This window comes from Sorangium sp. So ce176 (assembly GCF_051519835.1).
Classification (GTDB): Bacteria; Myxococcota_A; Polyangia; order Polyangiales; family Polyangiaceae; genus Sorangium; species Sorangium cellulosum_G.
This window is the reverse complement of sequence record NZ_CP150371.1, coordinates 1177706-1202664: the sequence shown is the minus strand read 5'-3', so window position 1 is coordinate 1202664 and position 24959 is coordinate 1177706. Positions and strand designations below refer to the sequence as shown.

Genomic DNA, 24959 nt, shown 5'->3' with positions numbered 1-24959 from the left:
CGCGCGGGCGTGTGTCAAGCCGCGGGACGAGCAGCGAGGCGCGCGCGAGCGCTCGCCGACGCGAGGGCGTCGCGGCGCGCGGCGCTGGTCAGCGCGCGCGGCGCGCCGCGCGCGCTGCATGCGAAGCTCGCCTGACAGGGCGCTCCGGACACGCGCAAACCCGCCGTGTAACCGGCCATGAACGCTGGATCCAGCTTCTGCCGTCCTGATAGCATGCAAGTCCCATGGCGCTCGACAGGCCGCCCAGTGCGGGCTCTGCTTCGCGACTCGGCAATTATGAGCTGCTGAAAGAGCTGTCCGGCGGCGGCATCGGTTCGACGTGGCTCGCGCGCGCGTCGTCCGAGGGCGACGCGAAGGGCGCGCCGCCTGTCACGATCCTGCGCATCTACCGGCACCTCACGAGGAAGTCCGAGACCGCCGACACCATCCTCCGCGAGGCCGGCTCGGCGCAGCAGCTCCGCTTTCCCAACGTTGTCTCGGTGCTCGACGCCCGCATCGCCGACGGGGAGGTCTTCATCGTCTCGGAGTACGTGGAGGGCGAGCAGCTCGGCGCGCTGGTGTCGGCGGCCGGCGCCGAGGGGCTTCCGCTCCCGGTCGTCCTCCGGATCGCGGCCGACGTGCTGCGCGCGCTCGCGTCGGCGCACGCGGCGGAGCCGGCGCTCGTGCACGGCGAGCTGAACCCGACGCACGTCCTCGTCGGGATCGACGGCGTCACGCGGGTGGGCGGGCTCGGCGTCGCGCGGGCCATCGCCGGGCTCGCGCCGATGGGGACGAGGAACCCCGATCGGCTGGCCTACGCCGCGCCGGAGCGGGTCAAGGCGATGGCGGCGCACACAGCAGCTCCGCTCGACGCGCGCGCCGATCTCTTCTCGATCGGCGTCATCCTCTGGGAGCTGCTCTCGCGGCAGCGGCTGTTCTCGTCGAAGCTGGAGACGGCGGTCATCCAGAAGGTGCTGACGGCGCCCATCCCGCCGCTCGCGGGCGTCGCCGGGGGCGCGGTCCCGGCCGAGGTAGGCGACGTCGTCCGGACCGCGCTCGAGCGCGATCCGGCGCTCCGCTTCGAGAGCGCGTCGGCGATGCTCGCGGCGCTGGAGGCCGCGGGCGCGGCGCGCATCGCCGCGCCGGAGGACGTGGCCGCGGCGCTGACCCGGCTGGCCGGCAAGACGATCGAGCCGCGCAGAACGATGATCGCCGCGGCGATGGCGGGCACCGCGGGCGCGACCGAGTCGCGGCCGTCGCCACGCGCGCGCGGGGCGACGCTGGTGGGCCTGGCGATCCCGGAGGCGGCGCTGTCCCCGCGCGGCGACGGCCCGCGGCACGGGATCACCGCGCCGTCTCCGCGCCCGCGCGGGGCGCCGACCACGCCGGGCACCCCGCCCGTGGCCGTGGGCGGCGCGGTCAGCGCGAGCCAGCTCCGCCCCTCGGGCAGCGCGGTCGCGCCGAAGAACGGCATGGCGACCAGGCCGGCGGGCGCCTCGAACGGCGCCGCGCCGGCGGGCCCCGGGGTGGCGCACGCCGACGTCGACACAGCGTGGGGCTCGGTGGATGAAGGCCCCGCCCGCGGCCTGCCCGCGCCGCGGCCCCCGGCGGATACCCTGCCGCGGATCGAGCCGGCGAGCGAACGAACCGAGAGCCGCGGCGCCGCGGTGGCAGGCCACGAGGCGAAAGCGGCGACACCGACGCCGCCGGCGGCCGCCGTGAGGGAGCAGCGGCCGGCGCGGGCCGCGGTGCCGCGGCCCGGTGATGCGGGCGACGGCCTCGCGACGGCGCGCGTGACGCCGACGCCCGCCGAGGGTGCGGTGCCGAAGCGGCCGACGCCTGTCCCGCCGGGGCCCCCGAGGCCGCCGCGCCCGCCGGCAGCTCGGGCGGTGCCGGCGCCTCCCGAGGTCCCCGGCAAGACCTCCATCGCGGCGTCCCCGGCCGCCGCGCCTGCGAGGTCGTCGAGCCGACCGCCGCCGCGCGTCCCGGTGGTGCCCGCGGCGCCGCCGGCGCCTGCCGCGCACCGCGCGCCCGCGGCGCCGACCACGCCTCGCGCGCCCGTGGCGCCGGCGGTGCCTGCCATGTCGCGCGGCCCCGCAGCGCCTGCGGCGCCCGCTGTACCCGCAGCAGCGACATCACCCGCTGCACCCGCGGCGCCTGCGGTCGCCGCCACCCTCGCGGCAGCGACGTCGTCCGCAGCAGCGACGGCGCCCGCTGCAGCCGCGGCTCCGCGGACGCCGGTGCCGGCCCCGCCGTCGGCCGCCGCGCCGGCGATCCCTGCCACGCAGAAGGCTCCGTCGTCCGCGTCAACCGTCGTCTCGGCAGGCGCGGCGACCGCGGTGACACCGGAGAGCGCGCGCGGCATCGACCTGCCGCCGATCTCCGCCAGGACGCTCAACACGCCGACCGGGTCACAGGGCCCGACGAAGCTGTGGGGCCGCGCGGCGTCGGCCGTGGATCGGCTGGGCCCGGGGAGCACCCTCGGCCGCTACGAGATCCTCATTCCGGTCGCCAAGGGAGGCATGGCGGCCGTCTGGGCCGCGCGCCTGCAGGGCACCCGCGGCTTCCGGAAGATCGTCGCCATCAAGACGATGCTGCCGGACGTCTCCGACGACCCCGACTTCGAGTCGATGTTCCTCGACGAGGCGCGGGTCGCGGCGCGCGTCCGTCACCCCAACGTGGTCGAGATCCTCGATCTCGGCGAGGAGGACGACGTCCTCTACATCGTCATGGAGTGGGTCGACGGCGAGACGGCCGGCACGCTCCAGAAGGCCGCGAAGAAGCTCGGCGGCATCCCGCAGCGGATCGTGCTCCGCATCGCCTCGCAGATCTGCGCGGGCCTCCACAACGCGCACGAGCTCCGCGACGACAGCGGCGCGCTGCTCGATCTGGTCCACCGCGACATCTCGCCGGCGAACGTGCTCATCTCGACCGCCGGGTTCGTGAAGATCGTCGACTTCGGCGTGGCGAAGTCGAAGGGACGCCTGCACATCACGCGCGCCGGCGGCATCATCAAGGGCAAGACGCCGTACCTCTCGCCGGAGCAGCTCGGCGGGCTCCCCATCGATCGCCGGAGCGACATCTTCTCGCTCGGCGCGCTGCTGTACGTGCTCACGACGGGGATGCACCCGTTCCGCGCCGAGACCGAGCTCTCGACCGTCGAGAACATCACCATCAAGGCCCCGCTCCCGCCGCGCGAGCTGAACAGCGCGATCCACTCCGATCTCGAGAGGATCATTCTCAAGGCGCTCGAGAAGGATCGCGACAACCGCTTCTCGACGTGCGCCGAGATGCAGCGGGCCATCGATCAGGTGGCGTCGAGCCTCGGCGAGCCCACGACCGACGAGGACGTGGCCGCCTTCGTGCGGCTGGCGATCGGCGATACCCAGGCGAGGCGCGCGCAGGAGCTCCGCGACGCCATCGCGGCGGTCGACGCCGGCGCGGCCCAGAACTCGGAGCCCCGCCCCGCGATCTCTCCGGAGCTCCAGGCCTCGCTCGCCGACGTCAGCCCGGGATCGAGCGAGCGCGGGCTCGGCATCGCCGGCGCGGCGCCGGCCGCTGCTGCAGCGGCAGCAGCGACGGCCGCGGCTGCCGCCGGCCTGAAGTCGAACGCAACGCAAGCCTCTCCGCCTGCGGCGCAGGAGGACGAGACCCCCATCAGCCTGGAGCCGATCTCGATCGAGGAGATGGCCGCGCCGGCGCAGCCGCCGCAGACCCCGCCGCGGCTGATCATCGCGCCGGCGCTGCAAGCCGATCTCCCGCTCGGCGGGCCGGCGGAGGCGGCGGGCTCGCCGCCCTCTCCCCGCGAGGGCAAGCCGCTCGGCGCGTCCGTCCGGCGGGTCCTCCCGGCGGCCGGCACGCCCGCGTCGAAGGTGCTCGCGGCGGCGGATCCGCCCGCCTCGAGGGCCGCGGCGCTCAGCGCCCGGTTCGCGAGGGGCGGGTCCCGGAGCCTTGCCAACGACGTCGGCGAGGTCACGGTGGTCGACCGCTCCTACGAGACAGGGCAGCGGCACAAGCGGCTCCAGCTCATCGTGGCCGGCGCGGCGATGCTCTGCGTGGCGCTCGGCGCCGTCGCGCTGGTCGCGCGCAGCGGCGACGAGCGCAACACCACCGAGATCGGCAAGGCGCGCGTCGACGCGCTGCCCGCGACAGCGACGGCGGACAACGCCGCGCCCGCTGCGAGCGCCGCCCCGCCAGCGACCCCGGCGACAGCGGAGCCGCCGCAGGCGGAGCCGCCGCAGGCGGCGCAGCCGACGACACAGCCGCCGCCGGAGGAGCCGCCGAAGCCCGCCGAGCCGCCTCCCGAGGCGACGCCGAAGCCTCCTCAGACGGCGCAGGGGGCGGCGGCGACGCCGAAGCCCGTTGCCGCGCCGCAGCCGCCGCGCCCGGCGACGACAGCGCGTGCCCGGACGACCTCCACGACGACGAAGCCTGCGCCCAAGCCCGCAGCGACCGGCAAACCGACCACCAAGAAGAAGTACAACCCCTCGGGTATCTGAACACCGTGCGATCTCGACCCTGGCTCCGTGCGCTGCTCTTCGGTGCGGCGTCTTGCCTCTGCCTGTGCACGCTCCCCGGACCCGCAGCGGCCGCGGACGACGCCGCGTCGACGCCGGCGCCGGACGCGGTGGAAAAGGCGCAGAGCCTGTTCAAGAAGGGCGCTGCCCTCTTCGAGACCAGGCGCTACGCGCTCGCGCTCGAGCAGTTCCGGGCCTCGTACGCCGCGGTGGCGAGCCCGAACTCGCGCCTGTACATCGCGCGCTGCCTCGCCGAGCTCGACGATCTCACCGAGGCGTACCTCGAGTTCGACGGGGTCGCGGCCGAGGCCGCGGCGCGCGCGAAGACCGAGCCGCGCTACGCCCAGACGGAGCAGACGGCGCAGCTGGAGCGAGACGAGCTCGCGCGCAAGATCGCGCTCGTGACGGTCACGGTCGCGCGCCCGGAGTCGGCGACGTCGCTCACGATCGCCGGCAAGGAGGTCCCGCGCGAGCGGTGGGGCAAGCCGTACCCGGTCAAGCCCGGCAAGGCCGAGATCGTCCTCCGCACCAGGATCACCTCGATCCCGCAGACCGTCGATCTGTCGCCGGGCGAAGCGAAGACGCTGCCGATCGACGCCGACGCGAGCGGTCCGCCGGGGGCGCCTGACGACGATGCGACGCTCCTCGACGAGGGCTCGATCCCGCCCGCGCTGGAGTCGCCCTCGCCGAGGGCGTACCTGCGCCCCTACGCCTACGTCGCTGGCGCCGTGGGCGTGGCGGGGCTCGGCGTGTTCACGATCGCCGGGCTGATGGCGAACAGCTCCTACAGCGATCTCGCCGAGACGTGCCGAGGCCCCTGTCCCATCGAGCGTCAGGACGACGTCGATGCGGGCAAGACCCAGAAGACTGTCGCGAACGTCGGCCTGGTGGTCGGCGCGCTCGGGCTCGTCACCGGCACCACGCTGTTCATCCTGAGCTTCACCGGCGGCGGCTCCGGCGAGCCGCAGGGCGCCACCACCTCACCGCAGCTCCTCGTCGCGCCCAGCTACGTCGGCGTGCGCGGCGCGTTCTGAAGCGGCTCCGGGCCGCGCGAGCGTCAGCGCTGCGCTCCAAAGACGAACGGGCGGGATCGCTGCTGCGATCCCGCCCGCTTGCCGTCGATGCTCTCGCGCTGACCGCGGAGAGATCAGCGACCGCCGGGGCCCTTGCCGACCTTGGACTTCTTGTCCCCGGAGTGACCGTGGAACGTGCGCGTCGGGGCGAACTCACCCAGCTTGTGGCCGACCATGTTCTCCGTCACGAACACGGGGACGAACTTCCTCCCGTTGTGCACGGCGAACGTCAGGCCGACCGACTCGGGCAGGATCGTCGAGCGGCGCGACCACGTCTTGATGACCTTCTTCGCATTGGTCGCCTGCGCTGCCTGGATCTTCTCCAGCAGGTGACCATCGATGAAGGGCCCTTTCTTGATGCTCCTCGGCATGACTAACCCTTGGTCCCGCGCCGCCGGACGATCATCGAGTCCGTGCGCTTGTTGTTCCGCGTCTTGAGCCCCTTGGCGAGCTGACCCCACGGCGAGCACGGGTGGCGCCCGCCGCTCGTCCGGCCCTCACCGCCGCCCATCGGGTGATCGACCGGGTTCATCGTGACACCCCGGTTGTGCGGCCGGCGGCCGAGCCAGCGCGAGCGGCCGGCCTTGCCGAGGCTGATGTTCGCATGGTCGGAGTTCGACACCTGCCCGATCGTGGCGCGGCAATCGAGGTGGACCTTGCGGATCTCGCCGCTCGGGAGGCGGACCTGCGCGTAGTCGCCGTCCTTCGCCATGAGCTGGGCAGCGACGCCGGCCGACCGGACGAGCTGGCCGCCCTTGCCCTTCTTGACCTCGACGTTGTGGATCGACGTGCCAGGCGGGATGAAGCGGAGCGTCAGGCTGTTGCCTGGCTTGATGTCCGCGTTCCTGCTCGCCAGCAGCGTCGTCCCGACCGCGAGGCCGTCGGGCGCCAGGATATAGCGCTTCTCGCCGTCCACGTAGTGGAGCAGCGCGATGCGCGCCGTCCGGTTCGGGTCGTACTCGATGGCGGCGACCTTCGCCGGGACGCCGATCTTGTCGCGCCGGAAATCGATGACCCGGTACCGCTGCTTGTGACCACCGCCGCGGAACCGCGACGTGATCCGGCCGTTGTTGTTCCGGCCGCCGGTGGAAGTCTGCTGCTCGAGCAGCGACCGCTCGGGCTCGACCTTGGTGATCTCCTTGAAGTCGCTGACCGAGTAGTAACGCCGCGCCGGCGAGGTCGGCTTGAAGGATCTGATTCCCATGGCTATTCCGCCTTCTCGTCGAAGAACTGGATCTCGTCACCCTCCTTGAGGGTGACGATCGCCTTCTTCCAATTGCGCAGCTTCGCATAGCCGCGCCCCATGCGCTTTTCCTTGCCGCGCATGATCATGGTGTTGACGTCCACCACGCCCACCTTGAAGAGCGTCTGGATGGCGTCCTTGATCTGGATCTTGTTCGCCTCGCGGCGGACCTCAAAGATGACCTTGTTGCCTTGGTCGCGGAGCCGGCTCGATTTCTCCGTGAGGATGATGGGCCGGCGGATGATCTGCTCGGGCTGCATGGCGGACTCCCCTGACTAGCGAAGGCAACGCGCCTCGAGCGCCTTGGCGGCGTCCCTCGAGACGATGAGGTGGTCGTGCCTGAGGAGATCGTAGACGTTGACCCCCTCCGGCGGCAGGTACTGGTGGTTCTCCAGGTTGCGGAGGCTCTTCACCAGCTTCTCGTTACCGGCCGTGTCGACGACCAGCGACTTCCGATCCGCCTGCAGCGTCGTGAGCGTGGCCGCGATCGCCTTGGTCTTGACCTCGGGGACCTCCAGGCTGTCGAGCACGATGAGCCGGCCCTCCTTCGCGAAGAGGGAGAGCGCGCTCTTCAGGGCGCCGATGCGCACCTTGCGGGGCGGACGGTACGACCAGTCCTTCGGCTCCAGCGCGTGCGCCATGCCGCCGCCCGCGTGGTGCGGCGCGCGGATCGAGCCCTGGCGAGCGCGGCCCGTGCCCTTCTGGCGATAGAGCTTCTTCGTGGAGCCGGCGACCGCGCTCCGCTCCTTGGTGGCCTTGGTGCCCGAGCGGCGCGACGCGAGCTGCGCCTTCACGACCTCGTAGAAGAGGTGCTCTTTCACCTCGGTCCCGAAGACCTCGTCCGAGAGGTCGAGCTCGCCGACCTGCTCCCGCTTGAGGTTGTAAACGGTAACCTTCATGGTACCTGGACTCCTAGCTCTTGATCTCGACGTCGACGCCGGCCGAAAGGTCGAGCTTCATCAGCGCGTCGAGGGTCTGCTGTGTCGGCTCGATGATGTCGAGAAGCCGCTTGTGAGTCCGGATCTCGAACTGCTCGCGCGACTTCTTGTCGACGTGGGGCCCCCGGAGCACCGTGTAGCGGCGGATCTCGGTGGGCAGCGGGATGGGTCCCGCGACGTGCGCGCCGGTCCGCTTCGCCGTCTCGACGATGTCGCTCGTCGACTTGTCGAGAAGCTGGTGGTCGAACGCCTTGAGGCGAATCCGGATCTTCGTTGTATCAGCCATGGTGCTCTTCCTACGCGAGGATCTTGGTGACGACGCCGGCGCCCACCGTCTTGCCGCCCTCGCGGATGGCGAAGCGCATCTGCTCCTCCAGCGCGACCGGGGCGATGAGCTCGATCGTCATCGTGATGTTGTCGCCCGGCATCACCATCTTCACCCCCTCGGGGAGGTTCACCGTGCCGGTCACGTCCGTCGTCCGGATGTAGAACTGCGGCCGGTAGTTGGTGAAGAACGGCGTGTGGCGCCCGCCCTCCTCCTTCTTGAGGACGTACACCTCACCGGTGAACTTCGTGTGCGGCGTGATCGACCCGGGCTTCGCGAGCACCTGGCCGCGCTCGATCTCTTCCTTCTCCACGCCGCGGAGGAGGCAGCCGACGTTGTCGCCCGCCTGCCCCTGATCGAGCAGCTTCCGGAACATCTCGACGCCGGTCACGACCGACTTCTTCGTGTCCTTGAAGCCGATGATCTGGACCTCGTCGCCGACCTTGATCACGCCGCGCTCGATGCGGCCCGTGGCCACCGTGCCGCGGCCCTTGATCGAGAACACGTCCTCGATCGCCATCAGGAACGGCTTGTCGATGTCGCGCACCGGCTCGGGGATGTAGCTGTCGAGCGCGTTGAGGAGCTGCTGGATCGTCTCCTCCCACTTCGGGTCGCCCTGCAGCGCAGGCAGCGACGCGCCCCGGATGACCGGCGCGTTGTCGCCGTCGAACTTGTACTTCGACAGCAGCTCGCGGACCTCCATCTCGACAAGGTCGAGCATCTCCGGGTCGTCCACGGCGTCGCACTTGTTGAGGAACACGACGATGTGGTTCAGGCCGACCTGGCGGGCGAGCAGCACGTGCTCGCGCGTCTGCGGCATCACGCTGTCGAGCGACGACACGACGAGGATCGCCCCGTCCATCTGCGCCGCGCCGGTGATCATGTTCTTGATGTAGTCGGCGTGCCCGGGACAGTCGACGTGCGCGTAGTGGCGGTTGACCGACTCGTACTCCACGTGCGCCGCCGCGATGGTCACCGTCTTGGTCTCGTCACGGACCGTCCCGCCCTTCGCGATGTCGGCGTACGAGATCGCCTTCGCCAGCTGGCGCTTCGACTGCACCTTGACGAGCGCCGCGGTGAGCGTGGTCTTGCCGTGGTCGATGTGACCGATGGTGCCCACGTTCACGTGCGGCTTCGTACGAGTGAATTTCTCCTTGGCCATGGCGTATCTTTAACCTCGCTGCTTGGCGACGATCTCTTCCTGGATCGCTGCTGGAACCGGTGCGTAATGAGAGAACTGCATCGAATGGGTTGCGCGGCCCTGCGTCTTTGAACGGACGTCGGTCGCGTAACCGAACATGGTGGCGAGCGGGACCTCCGCTCTGATCACCCGGGTGTTCGCGCGTTGCCCCATGTCGAGGATGCGGCCACGTCGCGAGTTGAGATCTCCGATGACGTCCCCGAGGTAGTTCTCGGGAGAGACGACCTCGACGGCCATCATCGGCTCGAGGAGCACGAGGCCCGCCCGCTTGGCGCCGTCCTGGAAGGCCATCGACGCGGCGACCTCGAACGCGGGGCCCGACGAGTCGACCTCGTGGTAGCTGCCGAAGTGGAGCCGCACCTTGATGTCGACGACGGGGTAGCCCGCGAGCACACCGCGGCCCATCGCATCCCGGATGCCCTTCTCGATCGAGGGGATGAACTCCTTCGGGATGATGCCGCCGACGATATCGTTCTCGAAGAGGAAGCCCGCGCCGCGCTCGGCCGGCTCGATGTCGATCCGGACGTGGCCGAACTGGCCGTGCCCGCCCGACTGCCGGACGAAGCGCCCCTCGACGTCCGTCGCCTTCTTCGCGATGGTCTCGCGGTAGGCGACCTCGGGCTTGCCGACGTTGGCGTCGACCTTGAACTCGCGCTTCAGGCGGTCGACGATGATCTCGAGGTGGAGCTCGCCCATCCCGGCGATGATCGTCTGCCCGGTGTCCTCGTTCGTGAAGGTGCGGAACGAGGGATCCTCGTAGGCGAGCTTCTGCAGGCTGACCCCGAGCTTGTCGAGATCGACCTTGGTCTTCGGCTCGATCGCGATCGAGATCACGGGATCGGGGAACTCCATCCGCTCCAGCACGATCGGGTGCTTCTCGTCACAGAGCGTGTCCCCGGTGCGGGTGTCGCGGAGCCCCACGGCAGCGTAGATGTTGCCGGCGTAGCAGACGTCGATCTCCTCGCGCTTGTTCGCGTGCATCCGGAGGATGCGCCCGAACCGCTCGCGCTTGCCGCGCGTCGAGTTGAGCACGCTGACGCCGCTCTTCGTCGTGCCGGAGTAGACGCGGAAGAACGTGAGGTTGCCGAACTGGTCGTTCATGATCTTGAACGCCAGCGCCGCGAACGGCTCGTCGTCGCTCGCCTTGCGCGAGACGACCTTGTCCTTCTTGTCCGGCAGCGTCCCCTCGACGGCCTTGATGTCGACCGGCGACGGCAGGTAGTTCACCACGCTGTCGAGCAGGAGCTGGACCCCCTTGTTCTTGAACGCCGAGCCGCAAAGGACCGGGACCATCTTGAAGCTCAGGGTGCCCGCGCGGATCGCCGCGTGGATCTCCTCCTCGGTCACCTTGTCGAGCTCGCCGGTGATGAACTTCTCCATCACCTTGTCGCTCGAGTCGGCGCACGCCTCGAGGAGCTTCTCCCGGAGCTCCTTGCACCGGGGGAGGAGGTCGCCCGGGACCTCCTGCCACTCGTAACGCTGGCCCTTCGTCTCCTCGTCGAAGACGGCGGCCCGGAGGGTCACGAGGTCGATCACGCCGCGGAACGTGTCCTCGGAGCCGAGCGGGTAGTGGATCGCCACCGGGTTCGCGCCGAGGCGCTCGCGGATGGATTCGACGCACATGTCGAAGTCGGCGCCGACCTTGTCCATCTTGTTGATGAACGCGATGCGCGGGACCTCGTACTTGTCCGCCTGCCGCCACACGGTCTCGCTCTGCGGCTCGACGCCGTTGCCGCCGTCGAACACCGCCACGGCGCCGTCGAGCACCCGGAGGCTTCGCTCGACCTCGATGGTGAAGTCGACGTGGCCGGGGGTGTCGATGATGTTGATCCGGTGCGAGATGCCCTTGTGAGATCCCTGCTCCGGCGTCCAGAAGCAGTTCGTCGCGGCCGACGTGATCGTGATGCCGCGCTCCTGCTCCTGAACCATCCAGTCCATCGTGGCGGCGCCCTCGTGGACCTCGCCGATCTTGTAGTTGACACCCGAGTAGTAAAGGATGCGCTCGGTGACCGTGGTCTTGCCCGCATCGATGTGGGCCATGATCCCGATGTTGCGCGTCCGTTCCAGGCTGTACTCGCGTGCCACTGTTCCTTCTCCGTCGTGTTGATGCGTGGGGTGAGTGTTCCGGACTCAGGATGCAAAACACCCTCTCCAGCCCGGCCCGCCGCTGTTGTGGCGGGCACTTGAACCTGGAGAGGGTGTCGGGGTACAGCAGCAGCTTTTCTAGGTCTCGCGACGGTGAGCGCTGTCGCGCTCCCTCGAGAAGACCGGCTCTGTAACCCGATCCTTATGTCGACTGTGCCATCTCGCTCTACGCGTCTCCTCGCCTGGTCACCGGTACGTGAAGTACGTGAAATGGACGAACCAGCGCAGATCCATGATCTGCGCTGGCGGCGTCGTCACCTACCACCGATAGTGGGCGAACGCCTTGTTGGCCTCCGCCATCTTGTGCGTGTCGTCGCGCTTCTTGACCGCGTTGCCGCGGTTCTGCGCCGCGTCGACGAGCTCGGCGGCGAGCCGCTCGCGCATCGTCTTCTCGCCGCGGCCGCGCGAGTAGGTCACGAGCCAGCGCATCGCCAGCGCGACGCGGCGCTCGGGCCGGACCTCGACGGGGACCTGGTAGGTCGCGCCGCCGACGCGTCGGCTCTTCACCTCGAGCTTCGGCTTCACGTTGTCGAGCGCCTTGCGGAAGACGTCGATCGGCTCCTCCTTGAAGCGGTCGCGCACGATGTCGAACGCGCCGTAGAGGATCCCCTCGGCGGTCGCCTTCTTGCCCGACTGCATCAGGGAGTTCGTGAACTTGGCGACGAGCTTGTCCTTGTACTTCGGGTCCGGAATGATCTTCCGCTTCGGGACTTCGCGACGACGGGGCATCTTCGTTCCTCTGCTCGGCTATCGCCCGGTCAGGCCTTCGGGCGCTTCACGCCGTACTTCGAGCGCTTGCGGTTGCGGGTCGCTTTGTTGGTGGAGCTCGGCCCGGCGGCGCCGGACGCGTCGAGCGTGCCGCGGACGACGTGGTAGCGCACGCCCGGCAGGTCCTTCACACGGCCGCCACGGATGAGGACGACCGAGTGCTCCTGCAGGTTGTGGCCTTCACCCGGGATGTAGCTCGTCACTTCCATCTGGTTGCTCAGCCTGACGCGGCAGACCTTGCGGAGCGCCGAGTTGGGCTTCTTCGGCGTCGTGGTATAAACACGGACGCACACGCCTCGGCGCTGCGGGCAGGACTTGAGCGCAGGAGAGGCCGTCTTGTAGCGGGCGGCCTCGCGGCCTTGGCGAATGAGCTGGCTGATGGTCGGCATAGAGACGCGGATTTCCACCTGAGGGATGGGGACGCGCAGGATACCCAGCAGCAGAATCATGTCAAGGGTGACGTCACCCGTTCGTGCTGGATGCTTCCGCGTGCGGGGCTTCTGGGCGATCTTGCGCGACGCCGGGGGGCACGCGCGCTCGTGGACGATGCGCGGGGCGAGGTGCTGCCCGCGCAGCGGCGCGCTCGTGATGCGCGGCTGACCACGCGCTGCGGCCGCGCGCGGCACGAAGCGAACGCGGAGACGCGCGGGCGGCTCTTGGCGACCCGGCTGCTGTTCGGTACGGTCGCTGCGTGGCGAAGAAGCTTTCACGCGCCCAGCGTAGGGAAAGCCGGCGGAAGGCGCCGCAGCCCGGCGTCACGCCGGGGACTGCGTCCCGCGCGGACACGACGATCACGGCGCCCTCGTCACGGAGCGATCCGGGCGACAAGGCGACGGAACGACGATCCACCGAAGCGCGCCTCGAGCCGGAGGCGAAGGGCCGTGGCGACGACGCGCTCCCTGCGCGAGCGCGCGACGCCGCGCCGAAGAGCGCGCAGGCCGCCGTGCCGAAGAGCGCGCAGGCCGCCGTGCCGAAGAGCGCGCAGGCCGCCGTGCCGAAGAGCGCGCAGGCCGCGCTGGCGCGCGACGCCGGTGCACCGAAGAGCGCGCAGGCCGCCCGAGCGCGCGGCGGGGGCGCGCGGACCAAGACGGGGAGAGAGCGCGTGCTCCTGGTCTTCCTCGGCATCGTGGCGCTCTCCGCGGTGATCGTCTTCGCCGCGCAGTCCCCCCGCGCCCCGGAGCGCCCGAGGGCCGAGCCCGCGAGCGCCGCTCCGTTGCCGCGGGAGCGCGCTGCCGAGGAGCCCGCGAGCGCGGGCCCCGCTGCACCGCCAACGTCAGGCGAGCTGTCGGCTCGACCTCCCGTCGATTCGTCGCCCCCCACGATCGTCACGGCGGAGGCGGCCGCGGGTACGCCCGCGAGCGACGCTACGTCACAGCACACGGCCGCCAGCGCCGCCCCGCGGGGGACAGCGGCCAGCGCTGCCGCCGGGGCGGCAACCACCGCGACGCCGAAGCGACCTGCGGCGAAGCCGGGCGCCGCGCCGCCCGGAGCCACGCCGCCGGCCGGAGCCGCGCCGACGACCACAACAACGCCGGCGGCCGGGACCGCTCCGCCAGCTGGAGCCGCGCCGCCTGAAGCCACGCCCCCGGCCGGTGCCACGCCGACAGCCGCTCCGCCGCCTGAAGCCACGCCCCCGGCCGGCGCCACGCCGCCGGCCGCTGCGCCGCCTGGAGCCACGCCGCCGGCCGGTGCCACGCCCGCAATGCAGCCGGCGCAGCGGCCCGCCGAGACCCCGTAGGAACGATCGAAATCGCCGCGATGAAAGGACGCCCGAGATGCTTCGCTTGATTGCCTTGGCCAACGCCCGAACGCCGCGCCGCTCGCCGCTCTCCGGCGGACGGGCGCTCGCCCTGCCGCTCGGCGTCGCGCTGTCCGGCCTCCTCGCCGCGACGACGGCGGTCGCGCAGCCGGCGCCCCAACGACAGCCGGCTGCGGGGTCGCCCGCGCCCGCGGCCGCTCCGCGGCAGTCCGGCGGCGCCGCGGCGCAGCCAGGCGCGGCGCCCTCGGCCGCCGCAGCGCCACCCGCGGCACCGCCAGCCGCCCCGCCGTCGGCCGCCACGCCGCAGCCCGGCGGCGCGCCTCCCGCGCCGCCGGCCGGCGCTGCGACGCCGCCCGGTGCGGCGGCTCCCGGCGCCGCGGCGCCTTACCCGCCTGGGCCCCCCTACCCCGCGCCACCCTACCCCGCGCCGCCCTACCCCGCGGCGCCCTACCCCGCGCCGCCTCAGCAGGTCCCTCAGGCTGCGCCAGGCTACCCGCCGCCAGGCTATCCGCCGCCCGGCTATCAGGGCGGCTACGCTCCGTACGGCGGCGCCTACCCGCCGCCCGGCTATCCGCCCGCCGCGGCGGAGCTCCCGCCTTCTCCGCCGCCGGTTCCGCTGCGACGGAAGAACCCGGGCCTGATGCTGGGCGGCATCGCGCTCACCGCCGGCGGCACCATCGCGTTCTTCGCGGGGACGGGCCTGCTCGCCTCGGCGAGCGAGCGCTACGAGATCTACTGCGATTTCGGGGGGTTCACCGACGTCTGCGACACGCGCTCCGACGGCCCCCGCCAGGTCGCCGGGGCGCTCATCTCGGTGGCAGGCGGCGTCATGCTCGCCGTGGGCATCCCGCTCTGGATCATCGGCGGCAAGAAGGTGCCGGCCACGGACGAGGCGCCCAGGGCGCCGGTCCAGACAACGCTCTCGCTCGGCCCCGGATCCGCCACGCTGCACACGCGGTTCTGAATCCGCTCGCCCTCCGCGTGCTCCGGCGCGCCGACACGGCCCCCACGCGCTCCTTCTGCCGCCTCCGGCGACCGCGAGGCCGCCGGGTCGCTCAGGGGAGGCTCTTCTTCTTCTTCGCGCCCTTGCGGTGACGCGACTCCCCGTCCGACGCTCTCGCGGGCACGCGGAGGATGTGGAAGCGCCCGCCGCCGCGCGCGAGCGGATCGCTGAGCTTCACCCGCTCGCGCGCGAGCTCGATGAAGCGCTGCTGCGAGCGCAGCGGGGCGGCGCCGGAGGGCACCTGCAGCTTGTGGTAGCTGCCGTCGCTCGCGAGCTCCCACGTCTTCGCCGTGTCGGAGGTCACCATGTTCAGCATGTCCTCCACGCGCGCGCGGATCGCAGGCTCGATGATGGGGACCATCAGCTCGACGCGGCGGTGGAAGTTGCGCGGCATCCAGTCGGCGCTCGACATGTAGACCTCCTCGTTGCCGCCGTTCGCGAACCGGAACAGGCGCTTGTGCTCGAGGAAGCGGTCGATGATCGCGCGCACCTGGATCCGCTCCGACAGCCCCGGGATGCCCGGGCGCAGGCAGCAGATGCCGCGCACCGCGAGCTTGATGTCGACCCCCGCCTGCGACGCCGCGTAGAGCGCGTCGATGACATCGACGTCCACGAGCGCGTTCATCTGCGCCACGATCTCCGCCTTGCGGCCGGCCCGCGCGTGCGCCGCCTCGCGCGCGATGAACCCGAGCACCGCCTCGTGCAGGCCGAGCGGCGCCACGAGCAGGCGGTTCCACTTGGGCGGCGCGCTGTAGCCGGTGAGCAGGTTGAAGAGCGACGTCATGTCCTCGCCGATCTCGCGGTTCGCCGTGAACAGGCCGATGTCGGTGTAGAGCCGCGCCGTCTGCGGGTTGTAGTTGCCCGTCGAGAGGTGCACGTAGCGGCGCAGCTTGTCCTTCTCCCGCCGCACGACGAGCAGCGCCTTCGCGTGCGTCTTCAGCCCGAGCAGGCCGTAGATCACCTGCACGCCGCTCTGCTCGAGCATCCGCGCCCACTGGATATTGCTCGCCTCATCGAAGCGCGCCTTCAGCTCGACGATGGCGGTCACCTGCTTGCCGCTCTCGGCCGCGCGCGCGAGCGCCTTCAGGATCGGCGAGTCGCCGCCGGTCCGGTAGAGCGTCTGCTTGATCGCGAGGACGTTCGGGTCGTCGGCCGCGCGGGAGACGAACTCGGCGATGGGGTCGAACGACTCGTACGGGTGGTGCAGGAGCACGTCCTGCTCCCGGATCACCGCGAAGATGTCCTCGACTTCCCGGAAGAGCGGCGGGACCTGCGGCGAGAACGGCTCGTCGCGGTACTCGCGGCGCTCGTCGTCCGCGACGATGCCCATGAGGTCGGCGATGTGGAGCGGCCCCGGCACCCGGTACACAGCGAGCGACCCGTCGACCTTGAGCGCGCGGCAGAGCCGCTGGACCGAGGTGCCGGCGCCCTCGCCGATGCCGATCTCCAGGCGCACGGCGTTGCCGCGATCGCGCCGGCGAAGCTCGGCCTGGATCGTCTCCAGGAGGTCCTCGCCCTCCTCCTCGTCGATCTCGAGATCCCAGTTCCGGGTGACGCGGAAGGGGTACGTCCCGCGCAGCCTGCCCGAGGGGAAGAAATCCTTCACGTGCCGCGCGATCACGTCCTCGAGCAGGACGAACGCGCGCGTCGCGCCGTCCACGCGGACCCGCATCAGCCGGCTCAGCATCGGCGGCACCTGGATGACAGCGAAGCCGGGCTCCTGCGCTTCATGCTCCCGGGAGAACATGATCCCGAGGTTGATCATCTTGTTGCGCAGGTGCGGGAACGGGTGCCCCGGGTCGATCGCGATCGGCGTGAGGATCGGGAAGATGTCCGTGCGGAACCTGTCGTCGAGCGCGCCGAGCTCGGGCGGGTCGAGCTCGTCCGGCCGGACGATCACGATGCCGGCGCGCCTGAGCGCCGGGATGAGGTCCGAGTTCCAGATCTGGTAGGCGTCGTCGACGAGCGCGTGCACGCGCGCGCCGATCGCGACGAGCTGCTCGTGGGGCGTGAGCCCGTCCGGCGGGACCTCTGCGATCGTGCGCAGCGTCTGCGCCTGGAGGCCCGCGACGCGCACCATGAAGAACTCGTCGAGGTTGGAGAAGAAGATGCTCAGGAACTTGAGGCGCTCGAACAGCGGAACCTCGTGCGATCGCGCCTCCGACAGCACCCGCGCGTTGAACTCGAGCCACGAGAGCTCCCGGTTCAGGTAGTGCGCCGGGTCGCCCTCGATCGGGATCGGCCCCGAGGCCGCCGGGATCGACACGGGGCCGCTCGACGGGGCGGCGCTCCCTCCAGACCTCGCGGCGGCCGAGTCGCCCGAGCCCGCGGTGGGTTTGGCGACCTGAGCGGCATCCGGATCGCCCCCGGAGCTGGGACCGGAGACGAGGGTGGCGTCGGTGGAGGAGGGCACGTCAATCATGGTGGAAGCTTCGATTTTATTGCAGGTCTGATACGGTCCGCCCATGGAATTCTGGCGACAGCCGGACGAGCTGAGGCTCGCTTGCGAGCGCGCGCGCGCCGCGGGGCGCCGCGTCGGCCTCGTTCCGACGATGGGCGCGCTCCACGCAGGCCACCTCGCGCTGATCACGGAGGCGCGGCGGAGAGCGGGCTTCGTGGCGGTGACCCTCTTCGTCAATCCGACGCAGTTCGGCGCGGGCGAGGATCTCGCGCGCTATCCGCGGACGCTCGAGCGCGATCTCGCCGCCTGCGCGGAAGCCGGCGCCTCGGGGGTGTTCGCGCCCGAGGTCGCCGCGATGTACCCGCCCGGCGAGGAGACGCGCGTGCGCGTCGGCGCGACAGCGGCCCCGCTCTGCGGCGTCCACCGGCCCGGGCACTTCGAGGGCGTCGCCACCGTGGTCACCAAGCTGTTCGCGCTCGCCGGCCCGAGCGTCGCCGTCTTCGGCCGGAAGGACTACCAGCAGCTCCAGGTGATCCGGCGGCTCGCCACCGACCTGTTCCTGCCCGTCGAGGTCGTCGGCGCGACGACCGTGCGCGAGCCCGACGGCCTGGCCATGTCGTCGCGCAACGCCTACCTCTCGCCCGAGCAGCGGAGCGCGGCGCGCGCCATCCCGCTCGCCCTCACCGACGCGTGCCGCGCCTTCGCCCGCGGCGAGCGGCGCCCCGCCGCACTCCTCGAGCCCGCGCGCGCGCGCCTCGCGGCCGTCGCGACGAGCATCGATTACGTGGACCTCGCCGACCCGGAGTCGCTGGCGATCTGGAGCCACGAGGCGACTGTCGGCGACCGGGCGCTGCTCGCGGTCGCCGTCCGCCTCGGGTCGGCGCGCCTCATCGACAACGCCGTGCTCGGGGAGGACGCGCCGCCCATCGCGGGGGCGGGCGAGGAGGCCGGCGGATGACGACGAGCTCCGACAGGGAGGCCCCCGCGCCGTCGTCGCGCCCCCCCGCCGAGCCCCGGCGCGGCGCCTTCATCGTGTTCGAGGGGATCGACGGCGCGGGCACGAGCACGCAGGCCGAGCGCTATGCGGAGCACCTCAGGGCGGCGCGGCGCATGGTCCGCGTCACGCGCGAGCCGAGCAGCGGGCCCGTGGGCTCGCTCCTCCGGCTGATGCTGACCCACCGGGTGTCGCTGCCCGGCGCCCGCCAGGCGGAGGTGATGGCGCTGCTCTTCTCGGCCGACCGCCTCGATCACCTGGGCGCCGAGGTGGAGCCGCTCCTCCGCGACGGGTACGTCGTGATCTCCGACCGGTACGATCTGTCGAGCCTCGCGTACCAGTCGACGACGGCGGCCGGCGGAGAGCGGGACACCGGGGAGATCCTTCAATGGATCCGGGAGCTCAACCGCCATGCGCGGAGGCCCGACGTCACCGTGGTGATCGACGTGGCGCCGGAGATCGCCGAGAAGCGCCGCCGCGCGCGCGGGGGTGCGGAGGAGCTGTTCGAGCAGACCGAGCTGCAGGCGCGGCTCGCGGAGGCGTACAGGCGCGCGGAGGAGCTCGTGCCGGGCGACCGCGTCATCCACATCGACGGGGGCGGCCCGGTCGAGGAGGTCTCGCGCGCGATCATCGGGGCGCTCGGGCCGATCGTGGAGCGGTGAGCCGGGTGTCGATGGATTGAGCCGAGGAGATCGGCCCGGGCGCCGGGACGCGGAGAGCATGGTGTCCTCGCGCCCTCTGCGCCTCTGCGGCGCGCTCTTGTGACGCGCGTCCCACGCTACGGACAGGCGGCGTTCGCGATCTCCACGTCGTCGATGTTCCAGCCCGACACCATGTCGACGAAGGAGTCCCGCTCGACGGCGTAGCCGAAGCGGATCCGCAGATTCGCGCTCTTGTGCTGGGTCAGATCGTAGCGGACCTTCGTCCAGGCCGCGTCGCGGACGCCGGGGTACGCCCCCGACTCGTAGATCACCTCCCACCGGACGCCGTCGAAGACCTCCACGCGGTTCGTCATGTGGGGCGCCTCATCGCTGTTGAGGAAGCGCCAGAACGACAGGTACACGCCGCCCGCGACATCGGCGTTGATGACGGGGCTCGTCAGGTAGAAGTACGGGTGAACGCCGAGGGGCGCGTTCCCTCCGATGACCACGCCGGCCAGCCCGTTGTCCGCGGTCGCCGTGTGATCGAGCGCCGGATCGGCGTGACCGTAGGTCTGCCCGGAAGACGCCGTCGCCGCGCCGATCTGCCAGGTCGGACCGAGCTCCCACCCGGCCGCGTTGCCCTCGAACGTATCTCTGAAATAGACCGTCGGCGGCGCCGCGGCGCTGCCGCCCTGGCAGACGCCGGCCAGGCACGACTCCCCCGCGGTGCACCAGTCGCCGTCCGCGCAGGCGCCCCCGTCCGGGACCGAGCGCGCCGTGCACACCCCGGCGTCGCTGCAGATACCGCGCGTACAGCCCACCGTCTGTGAAGGGCACGACGCGCCGGGGGTAGGGATGGAATTACAGGCGCCGTGCTCGTCGCAGACACCACGGTTGCACTCGTCGGTCCCGGAGACGCAGGCGCCGCCCGGCGCGATCGGCTCAGCATGGCAATTGCCAGATCCCGGATCGCAGGCACCAAGGTTGCATCCGGCGCTCAGCGCGCTGCAGTCCTTGGGGACGCCGCCCTCGCAGCGGCCGCTCTGGCAGGCCTTGCCGACCATGCAGAGGTCGCCGGAGTCCGCGCACGGCGCCCCGTCGTTCCCCGGGACCGCCTCGCACGCACCGGTGGCCGGATTGCACGCTCCGACATGGCAGGAGTCCGGAACTTGGAAGAAGAAACAATCCCGCTGAGTCCCGACGCACGCGCCGTCCACGCAGGCCGCGTTGAGGACACAGCGATCTTCCGTCGCGCACGGCGACCCGTTCTCCTTCGGCGACATCCCGCACCGGGGAGCGCCGCCCGCGTCAACGCAGGTGACGACATGACAGGCGTCCGGCGTGAGGCCGCAGTCCTCCTGCGCGCCGCCCCGACAGAGGCCGTCCTCGCAGGTCTCGCCGACCGTGCAAGAGTCCCTGTCATCGCACGGCTCCCCACCCGCGCTGGAGACGAGCTCGCACTGCCTCGTCGCCTCGTTGCACACGGCCTTCATGCACTGCGGGGTCGGGACGAGCGCGCAGTCGATCTGGCACGGAGCGGCGCCCCCGCCGCTCGAAACAGCCGGCGCCGCGGCGGCGCCCCCATCCCCCGTCGCGCCCGAGCTCCCCGCGGACGTCGCGGTCGAACAGCCGAGATCCGTCAGGGCGACAGCGGAAAGTACCCATGGAATCCACCTAGTCATGTTCGCCTCTTTCCAGCAAGCGTGACGCTCCTCGTGGGAATTACGCGTTCTTCGCGGCAGCGCAAGGAAACATGATGTTCCGGCGCGCGAGCACCCGGAACGGTCAGCGCGGGCGGCGACGAGCGACGACGAGCGACGACGAGCGACGATGGCGAGGCGCGAGCCATGGACACGGAGAGGGACTGAGAGAGAGACGAGAGACACGAGATCAGCGACAGCGACGACAGCAAAGAGACCACGATACCAAGAAGCCCAACAAACCGGAGAGCCCCTATCGCCCCTTCATCGAGAGTCGCGGTATGCTGACGAGAGCGTCTGGAGCTCGGCTTCCCTCGACAGACAGACCACTTCGCGCGTGGAGATCTCGCGTCCGCGAGCCACATCGCACCAATTTCCAGAGGAGCGCAGAGATGTCCTTCCGACGTCATTTCGTATTTGCCCCTTTCCTCGTCGCCGCCGGGATGGCAGCTCCGTCGGGCGGCTGCGCGGCGACGGACGAGCAGAGGCCGCCGAGCGTCGCCCCGCCGGAGCAGGCCGAGAGCGGCGGAGGCGGCTCCTTCGGGCCGAGCAGCGCGACGGGAGACCCGGCGCTCGGCCAGGGAGGGTACGGCGCGACCGGCGAGGGCGGCTTCGACGAGGGGGCCTCCTGCGCCCAGACGAGCGCGGCGGCCGCGCTGCTGCCGCTCGATATGCTCGTCCTGCTCGACCGATCCGGCAGCATGCTCGGCTCGAAATGGAGCGGCGTCACGAGCGCGATCTCGACCTTCGTGAACGACACGGCCTCCGCCGGGATGAACGTGGGGCTGACGTACTTCCCGCGGGGCAACAACGGGCTGAACGACTGCGAGCACGCGACGTATAGAGAGCTCGCTGTCGAGATCGGCGAGCTGCCGCTGCACACGCCGGAGCTCACCGCCTCCATCCGGGGCACCTCGCCGGGCGGCGGGACGCCGATGCGACCCGCCCTCCAGGGGGCGCTCGCGAGGGCGACCGCCTACAAGGACGCGAACCCGTCCCACAAGGTGATCGTCGTGCTCGCGACCGACGGCGATCCGTCCGGCTGCGCCGACAACACCGTCGCGGATACCGCCGAGATCGCGCAGCGGGCGCTCAACTACAACGGTGTTCAGACCTATGTCATCGCCGTGGAGGGGTCGACGCTCTCCAACCTGGACCAGATCGCCGCCGCCGGCGGGACGACGCGCGCGTTCGACGTCACCGCGGACGTGACAGCGTTCTCGACGAAGATGGCCGACATCCGCGCGTCGGCCCTCCCGTGCGAGCTCCTCATCCCCGAGCCGCCGGAGGGCGCGACCCTCGACAAGACCCGGGTCGCGGTCAAGCTCGCGCCCGGGACCTCCAGCGAGATGGAGATCCCGAGGGCGGACAACGAGGCCGACTGCGGCGCGGGGCCCGGGTGGTACTACGATGACGAGGAGCTCCCGAAGAAGATCATCCTCTGCCCCGCGTCCTGCGCGACGGTCCAGGCCGAGGTGCGGGCGGAGCTCAACGTGCTCTTCGGGTGCGAGCCGAAGCTGAACTGAGCCCCTGGCGCCGGGTCGCCCGCGCCCGCGCGGGGCTCACGGCCTCCTCGGCGGCTCCGTCTTCAGGGCGTCGAGCGCCGCCGAGAGCTCGGCCTCGGTGAACGGGAGCTTCGCGAGCGCCGCCTGCTCGTCGGCGAGCGCGAGATCGATCTCGCGCTGCGCGTCGCGCGCCCGGAGGACCCACGCGGACGACTCGCCGGTGCGGTCCCCCATGCGGACGGTGCCGGCGAGCATCTTCTGCCCCTTCTCCAGGAGCACGCGGTAGCGCAGGCGCATCGCCCCCTCGAAGAGCTGCTTCTTCCTCGGCGTGGCGGCGCTCGGCGGCGGCGGGACCTGCATCACGTCGCGGTGGAGCTCCTTGTAGAGCTGCCCGATGCGGTAGCCCGCCATCGCCGACCAGTGGGCGTCGAGGCTGCGCATGGCCTCGGTGTAGGCGCTCTGCGCGTCGAGCAACCCCTGGCAGCGCCGCTCGAGCGCGTCGGCGAAGTCCGCCGGCACCGGCACGAAGGTGATCGCCTCGCTGCGGCGCCGCCGCACCTCGCCGAGCGCGAAGCTCACCTGCGCGAGCTCGATCGGCGGCCTGCCCGACTCGCCCAGCCGGTGCGCCTCGATGAGATCGCGCGCGACAGCGACCTGACGCGCCGCTTCGTCGACGAGGTCCTGCTCCACAAGGCCGAGCGCGAGGGCGCCGCGCGCCTCGATGGCCTCGAGGACGCTCAGGTCGCCGAGGCGGAGCAGGCGGCGCGACACCTCGACGAGCTCGGGCCACCGCTCGAGGGCGGCCGCGGCGCGCGCGAGCCGGAAGCGGGCGCCGCGCGCGACAGGGTGGTCCGGGAAGCGCCGCGCAACCTCGCTGTAGCGCTCGGCGGCGAGCCCGCGGTCGCCGAGCGCCTCGTGGGCGAGCCCGGCGTTGAACAGGCTCGGCGGCGCGACCTCGCCGTCGGGCGAGAGGCGGACGAGCCGATCGAAGAGGGGGGCCGCCTCGCGCGCCTTGTCGGCCAGGAGCAGCGCGCGCGCCCGCTCGAACTCCGCCGCGAGCTCGGCGTCCGAGTAGGGGGACACGACGACCGGCGCGAGCTCGACAGGCCCTCGCGGGGACGCCGGCTGCGGGGATCGCGCCTGGGTCGGCGCCGTGGCCCCGGATGTGCACCCGCCCAGGACGACGACGAGGACCAGGGCAGCGACCGGGGTGAAGCAGGAACTCGACATGCCGGGGAAGGATAGCCCCACGTCCGAGGTTGTTCCGCTGGTGCCTGGACGGAGATCGAAGCCTGGCCGTCCGGAACGAAGGTGGATGGCCGTGCGTGTACGGCGATTCCTGTATCCGGCCGATATTTCTGGGAAATGCGGGGCGGCACCCCCCGACAAAAGGGCTGCAACAGGGCGCCACCATGCGGTAATCTCGCATTCGTTCGTCAGGCCGTTGTCATGGCTCGTAGCTCGGTCAGCGGCGATCTCCTCTCCAGCGACGATCAGAACGAGGGCTTCTGTCGTGGGCCCTCGAAGGCATCACGGCCCTTGTGGGGCCTTGGAGGTGGGTACATGAAGCATCAAATCATCTCTCCTCGCACGGTGATGGCAATCGGCACGGAGCAGCGGCTGAGCTTGGCCGAAGCGCGTCATCGTGAGCTCGACTCGCGCCTCAGGCAGCTGGGTCGGCGGGCTTTCCTGACACCCGGGGAGAAGATGGAGGCAGCCCAGCTCAAGAAACACAAGCTCGCAGCGAAGGACGAGATCGAATCCCTGCGCCGAAGGTTGTCGTAGCGCACCCCTGCTGACCAGCGATCCAGAACGCGCCGCGCACGGCGCCCCGCCCGCTCGTTTCCCCCTACGTTCCTGCCCCCGGCCATCCGACGCGCTGATGCAGCGCGACGCGGCGCCAGACGCGCACGCAGCGTCCAGCGCAAGGCTTCGCACGCGGTGCCCGGCGTGCAGCGACGCCCGTCGCACATGCGGCGCCCAGCGCACACGCGGCGCCCGGAGTGCAACGGCATCCAGCGCACACGCACACGCGGCGCCAGGCTCGCAGCCCCGTCACGGGGGTGGAGCGCCGTCCGCCAGGACCGCGGACGCCAGCGCGCAGCTCAGAGCGTCGGTGCGGCCGGCTCCGGCGCGTCCGCGGGCGACGTCGCGGGAGCGTCAGGCTGCGGCGCGGCGCCGGCGGCGGCGTCGCCCTCCGGCAGCGTCTCGGCGCCGCCGAACACGTCGCGGTTGAGGTCCACGAGCGTCTCGGTGAGGCGGTTCTTCTGCTCGCTGCTGATGCCGCCGGGGGTCTGCTTCTCGATCGCCGCGGCGAGCCCGAGCCAGTGGCGCGCGTTGTCGCGGTAGCCCTTGCGCGGATCGGCGACCCCGGAGCCCTGCGGCGCAAGATCGGCCAGGCGGTAGTCCGTCATGCCCCGCAGGTAGGCGTACTGCGCCCGCTCCGGGGTCGAGAACGAGTCCATGTCGTGCTCGAGGACGCGGAACAGCGCCAGCGCCTGCTCGAACCGGTTCGCCTCGTAATGGCTGCGGGCCCGATCGAGATCCTGCGTGTAGGTCGCGCACCCGGGCGCGAAGGCGAACGAGGAGAGGAGGAGGACGCACGAGACCAGGCGGCGCATGCGCGGAGGGTATCTCCCGCGTCGCGGCGCGATCAAGCGGGAAGACGGCGATCCCGGGGGGCTGCCGCCGCAGCGCTGGCTGCGCGCCGCGCGGATTGACGCGCGCAGCCCGGCGCGTCGGGGATGGCGCCGCGCCGCGGCCGGCC

Annotated in this window: 20 protein-coding genes; 7 read left to right on the top strand and 13 right to left on the bottom strand. The window is 71.4% G+C overall.

The window, feature by feature from the left end; translation table 11 throughout:
* Positions 1-224: 224 nt before the first annotated feature.
* Complete coding sequence (locus tag WMF42_RS04465; RefSeq protein WP_437690386.1) at positions 225-4478, top strand: protein kinase domain-containing protein; 4254 nt, start codon at positions 225-227, stop codon at positions 4476-4478.
* Between the two features lie 5 nt (positions 4479-4483).
* The gene (locus WMF42_RS04460; RefSeq protein WP_437690384.1) at positions 4484-5530 is read left to right on the top strand and encodes a tetratricopeptide repeat protein; all 1047 of its coding nucleotides are present in this window, start codon (positions 4484-4486) and stop codon (positions 5528-5530) included.
* Positions 5531-5643: 113 nt separating this feature from the next.
* On the opposite strand, the gene rpsS is transcribed toward WMF42_RS04460, so the two are convergent.
* The 9 genes from rpsS to rpsL form a co-directional block, all read right to left on the bottom strand.
* Complete coding sequence (gene rpsS, locus WMF42_RS04455) at positions 5644-5940, bottom strand: 30S ribosomal protein S19 (protein ID WP_061606794.1); 297 nt, start codon at positions 5938-5940, stop codon at positions 5644-5646.
* Positions 5941-5942: 2 nt separating this feature from the next.
* Positions 5943-6773, bottom strand: coding sequence for a 50S ribosomal protein L2 (gene rplB / locus WMF42_RS04450; protein ID WP_061606795.1), 831 nt, complete (start codon positions 6771-6773; stop codon positions 5943-5945).
* 2 nt (positions 6774-6775) lie between these two features.
* Positions 6776-7072, bottom strand: a complete 297-nt coding sequence (locus WMF42_RS04445; RefSeq protein WP_020733177.1) for a 50S ribosomal protein L23 — start codon at positions 7070-7072, stop codon at positions 6776-6778.
* Between the two features lie 15 nt (positions 7073-7087).
* Complete coding sequence (gene rplD / locus WMF42_RS04440) at positions 7088-7711, bottom strand: 50S ribosomal protein L4 (protein ID WP_061606796.1); 624 nt, start codon at positions 7709-7711, stop codon at positions 7088-7090.
* Positions 7712-7724: 13 nt separating this feature from the next.
* On the bottom strand, positions 7725-8036 hold the full coding sequence (gene rpsJ / locus WMF42_RS04435; protein WP_012233476.1) for a 30S ribosomal protein S10: 312 nt from the start codon (positions 8034-8036) through the stop codon (positions 7725-7727).
* 10 nt (positions 8037-8046) lie between these two features.
* Complete coding sequence (gene tuf, locus WMF42_RS04430) at positions 8047-9237, bottom strand: elongation factor Tu (RefSeq protein WP_434045295.1); 1191 nt, start codon at positions 9235-9237, stop codon at positions 8047-8049.
* A 9-nt stretch (positions 9238-9246) separates the two neighbouring features.
* Entirely contained in the window at positions 9247-11361 is a 2115-nt protein-coding gene (gene fusA / locus WMF42_RS04425; protein ID WP_061612077.1) for an elongation factor G, read from the bottom strand.
* A 318-nt stretch (positions 11362-11679) separates the two neighbouring features.
* On the bottom strand, positions 11680-12150 hold the full coding sequence (gene rpsG / locus WMF42_RS04420) for a 30S ribosomal protein S7 (RefSeq protein ID WP_012233474.1): 471 nt from the start codon (positions 12148-12150) through the stop codon (positions 11680-11682).
* Between the two features lie 29 nt (positions 12151-12179).
* Positions 12180-12578, bottom strand: a complete 399-nt coding sequence (gene rpsL / locus WMF42_RS04415; protein WP_012233473.1) for a 30S ribosomal protein S12 — start codon at positions 12576-12578, stop codon at positions 12180-12182.
* Between the two features lie 1404 nt (positions 12579-13982).
* On the opposite strand from rpsL, the gene WMF42_RS04410 reads away from it, so the two are divergent.
* Complete coding sequence (locus WMF42_RS04410) at positions 13983-14912, top strand: hypothetical protein (RefSeq protein ID WP_437690381.1); 930 nt, start codon at positions 13983-13985, stop codon at positions 14910-14912.
* 91 nt (positions 14913-15003) lie between these two features.
* Here WMF42_RS04410 and ppk1 read toward each other — a convergent pair whose 3' ends face one another.
* On the bottom strand, positions 15004-17373 hold the full coding sequence (ppk1, locus tag WMF42_RS04405) for a polyphosphate kinase 1 (RefSeq protein ID WP_437690379.1): 2370 nt from the start codon (positions 17371-17373) through the stop codon (positions 15004-15006).
* 43 nt (positions 17374-17416) lie between these two features.
* Between ppk1 and panC the strand changes: the two genes are divergently transcribed.
* Positions 17417-18310: a pantoate--beta-alanine ligase gene (panC, locus tag WMF42_RS04400; RefSeq protein WP_061612396.1), complete on the top strand. Its 894-nt coding sequence runs from the start codon at positions 17417-17419 to the stop codon at positions 18308-18310.
* Complete coding sequence (gene tmk / locus WMF42_RS04395) at positions 18307-19008, top strand: dTMP kinase (RefSeq protein WP_063815975.1); 702 nt, start codon at positions 18307-18309, stop codon at positions 19006-19008. The genes panC and tmk overlap by 4 nt, the downstream gene beginning before the upstream one ends.
* A gap of 116 nt (positions 19009-19124) precedes the next feature.
* Here the strand turns inward: tmk and WMF42_RS04390 are convergent, their stop codons facing one another.
* A complete protein-coding gene (locus WMF42_RS04390) occupies positions 19125-19808 on the bottom strand; it encodes a hypothetical protein (protein ID WP_437690377.1) in 684 nt (227 codons plus the stop codon).
* A 1271-nt stretch (positions 19809-21079) separates the two neighbouring features.
* On the opposite strand from WMF42_RS04390, the gene WMF42_RS04385 reads away from it, so the two are divergent.
* A complete protein-coding gene (locus WMF42_RS04385; RefSeq protein ID WP_061612398.1) occupies positions 21080-22213 on the top strand; it encodes a vWA domain-containing protein in 1134 nt (377 codons plus the stop codon).
* 36 nt (positions 22214-22249) lie between these two features.
* Here WMF42_RS04385 and WMF42_RS04380 read toward each other — a convergent pair whose 3' ends face one another.
* On the bottom strand, positions 22250-23422 hold the full coding sequence (locus WMF42_RS04380) for a tetratricopeptide repeat protein (protein ID WP_437690374.1): 1173 nt from the start codon (positions 23420-23422) through the stop codon (positions 22250-22252).
* 333 nt (positions 23423-23755) lie between these two features.
* Here WMF42_RS04380 and WMF42_RS04375 point away from each other — a divergent pair, with 333 nt between their 5' ends.
* Complete coding sequence (locus WMF42_RS04375) at positions 23756-23977, top strand: YdcH family protein (protein ID WP_061612400.1); 222 nt, start codon at positions 23756-23758, stop codon at positions 23975-23977.
* A gap of 320 nt (positions 23978-24297) precedes the next feature.
* On the opposite strand, the gene WMF42_RS04370 is transcribed toward WMF42_RS04375, so the two are convergent.
* Positions 24298-24813, bottom strand: coding sequence for a hypothetical protein (locus tag WMF42_RS04370; protein ID WP_437690372.1), 516 nt, complete (start codon positions 24811-24813; stop codon positions 24298-24300).
* Positions 24814-24959 lie beyond the last annotated feature (146 nt).

What these genes read in the sequence shown, in the direction of transcription:
- rpsG (WP_012233474.1), bottom strand. Translation starts at nt 12,150, where the DNA reads ATGCCCCGTCGTCGCGAAGTCCCGAAGCGGAAGATCATTCCGGACCCG.
- rpsS (WP_061606794.1), bottom strand. Translation starts at nt 5,940, where the DNA reads ATGCCGAGGAGCATCAAGAAAGGGCCCTTCATCGATGGTCACCTGCTG.
- WMF42_RS04445 (WP_020733177.1), bottom strand. Translation starts at nt 7,072, where the DNA reads ATGCAGCCCGAGCAGATCATCCGCCGGCCCATCATCCTCACGGAGAAA.
- rpsL (WP_012233473.1), bottom strand. Translation starts at nt 12,578, where the DNA reads ATGCCGACCATCAGCCAGCTCATTCGCCAAGGCCGCGAGGCCGCCCGC.
- rplB (WP_061606795.1), bottom strand. Translation starts at nt 6,773, where the DNA reads ATGGGAATCAGATCCTTCAAGCCGACCTCGCCGGCGCGGCGTTACTAC.
- panC (WP_061612396.1), top strand. Translation starts at nt 17,417, where the DNA reads ATGGAATTCTGGCGACAGCCGGACGAGCTGAGGCTCGCTTGCGAGCGC.
- ppk1 (WP_437690379.1), bottom strand. Translation starts at nt 17,373, where the DNA reads ATGATTGACGTGCCCTCCTCCACCGACGCCACCCTCGTCTCCGGTCCC.
- rplD (WP_061606796.1), bottom strand. Translation starts at nt 7,711, where the DNA reads ATGAAGGTTACCGTTTACAACCTCAAGCGGGAGCAGGTCGGCGAGCTC.
- WMF42_RS04465 (WP_437690386.1), top strand. Translation starts at nt 225, where the DNA reads ATGGCGCTCGACAGGCCGCCCAGTGCGGGCTCTGCTTCGCGACTCGGC.
- rpsJ (WP_012233476.1), bottom strand. Translation starts at nt 8,036, where the DNA reads ATGGCTGATACAACGAAGATCCGGATTCGCCTCAAGGCGTTCGACCAC.
- tmk (WP_063815975.1), top strand. Translation starts at nt 18,307, where the DNA reads ATGACGACGAGCTCCGACAGGGAGGCCCCCGCGCCGTCGTCGCGCCCC.
- WMF42_RS04380 (WP_437690374.1), bottom strand. Translation starts at nt 23,422, where the DNA reads ATGTCGAGTTCCTGCTTCACCCCGGTCGCTGCCCTGGTCCTCGTCGTC.
- tuf (WP_434045295.1), bottom strand. Translation starts at nt 9,237, where the DNA reads ATGGCCAAGGAGAAATTCACTCGTACGAAGCCGCACGTGAACGTGGGC.
- WMF42_RS04370 (WP_437690372.1), bottom strand. Translation starts at nt 24,813, where the DNA reads ATGCGCCGCCTGGTCTCGTGCGTCCTCCTCCTCTCCTCGTTCGCCTTC.
- WMF42_RS04385 (WP_061612398.1), top strand. Translation starts at nt 21,080, where the DNA reads ATGTCCTTCCGACGTCATTTCGTATTTGCCCCTTTCCTCGTCGCCGCC.
- WMF42_RS04375 (WP_061612400.1), top strand. Translation starts at nt 23,756, where the DNA reads ATGAAGCATCAAATCATCTCTCCTCGCACGGTGATGGCAATCGGCACG.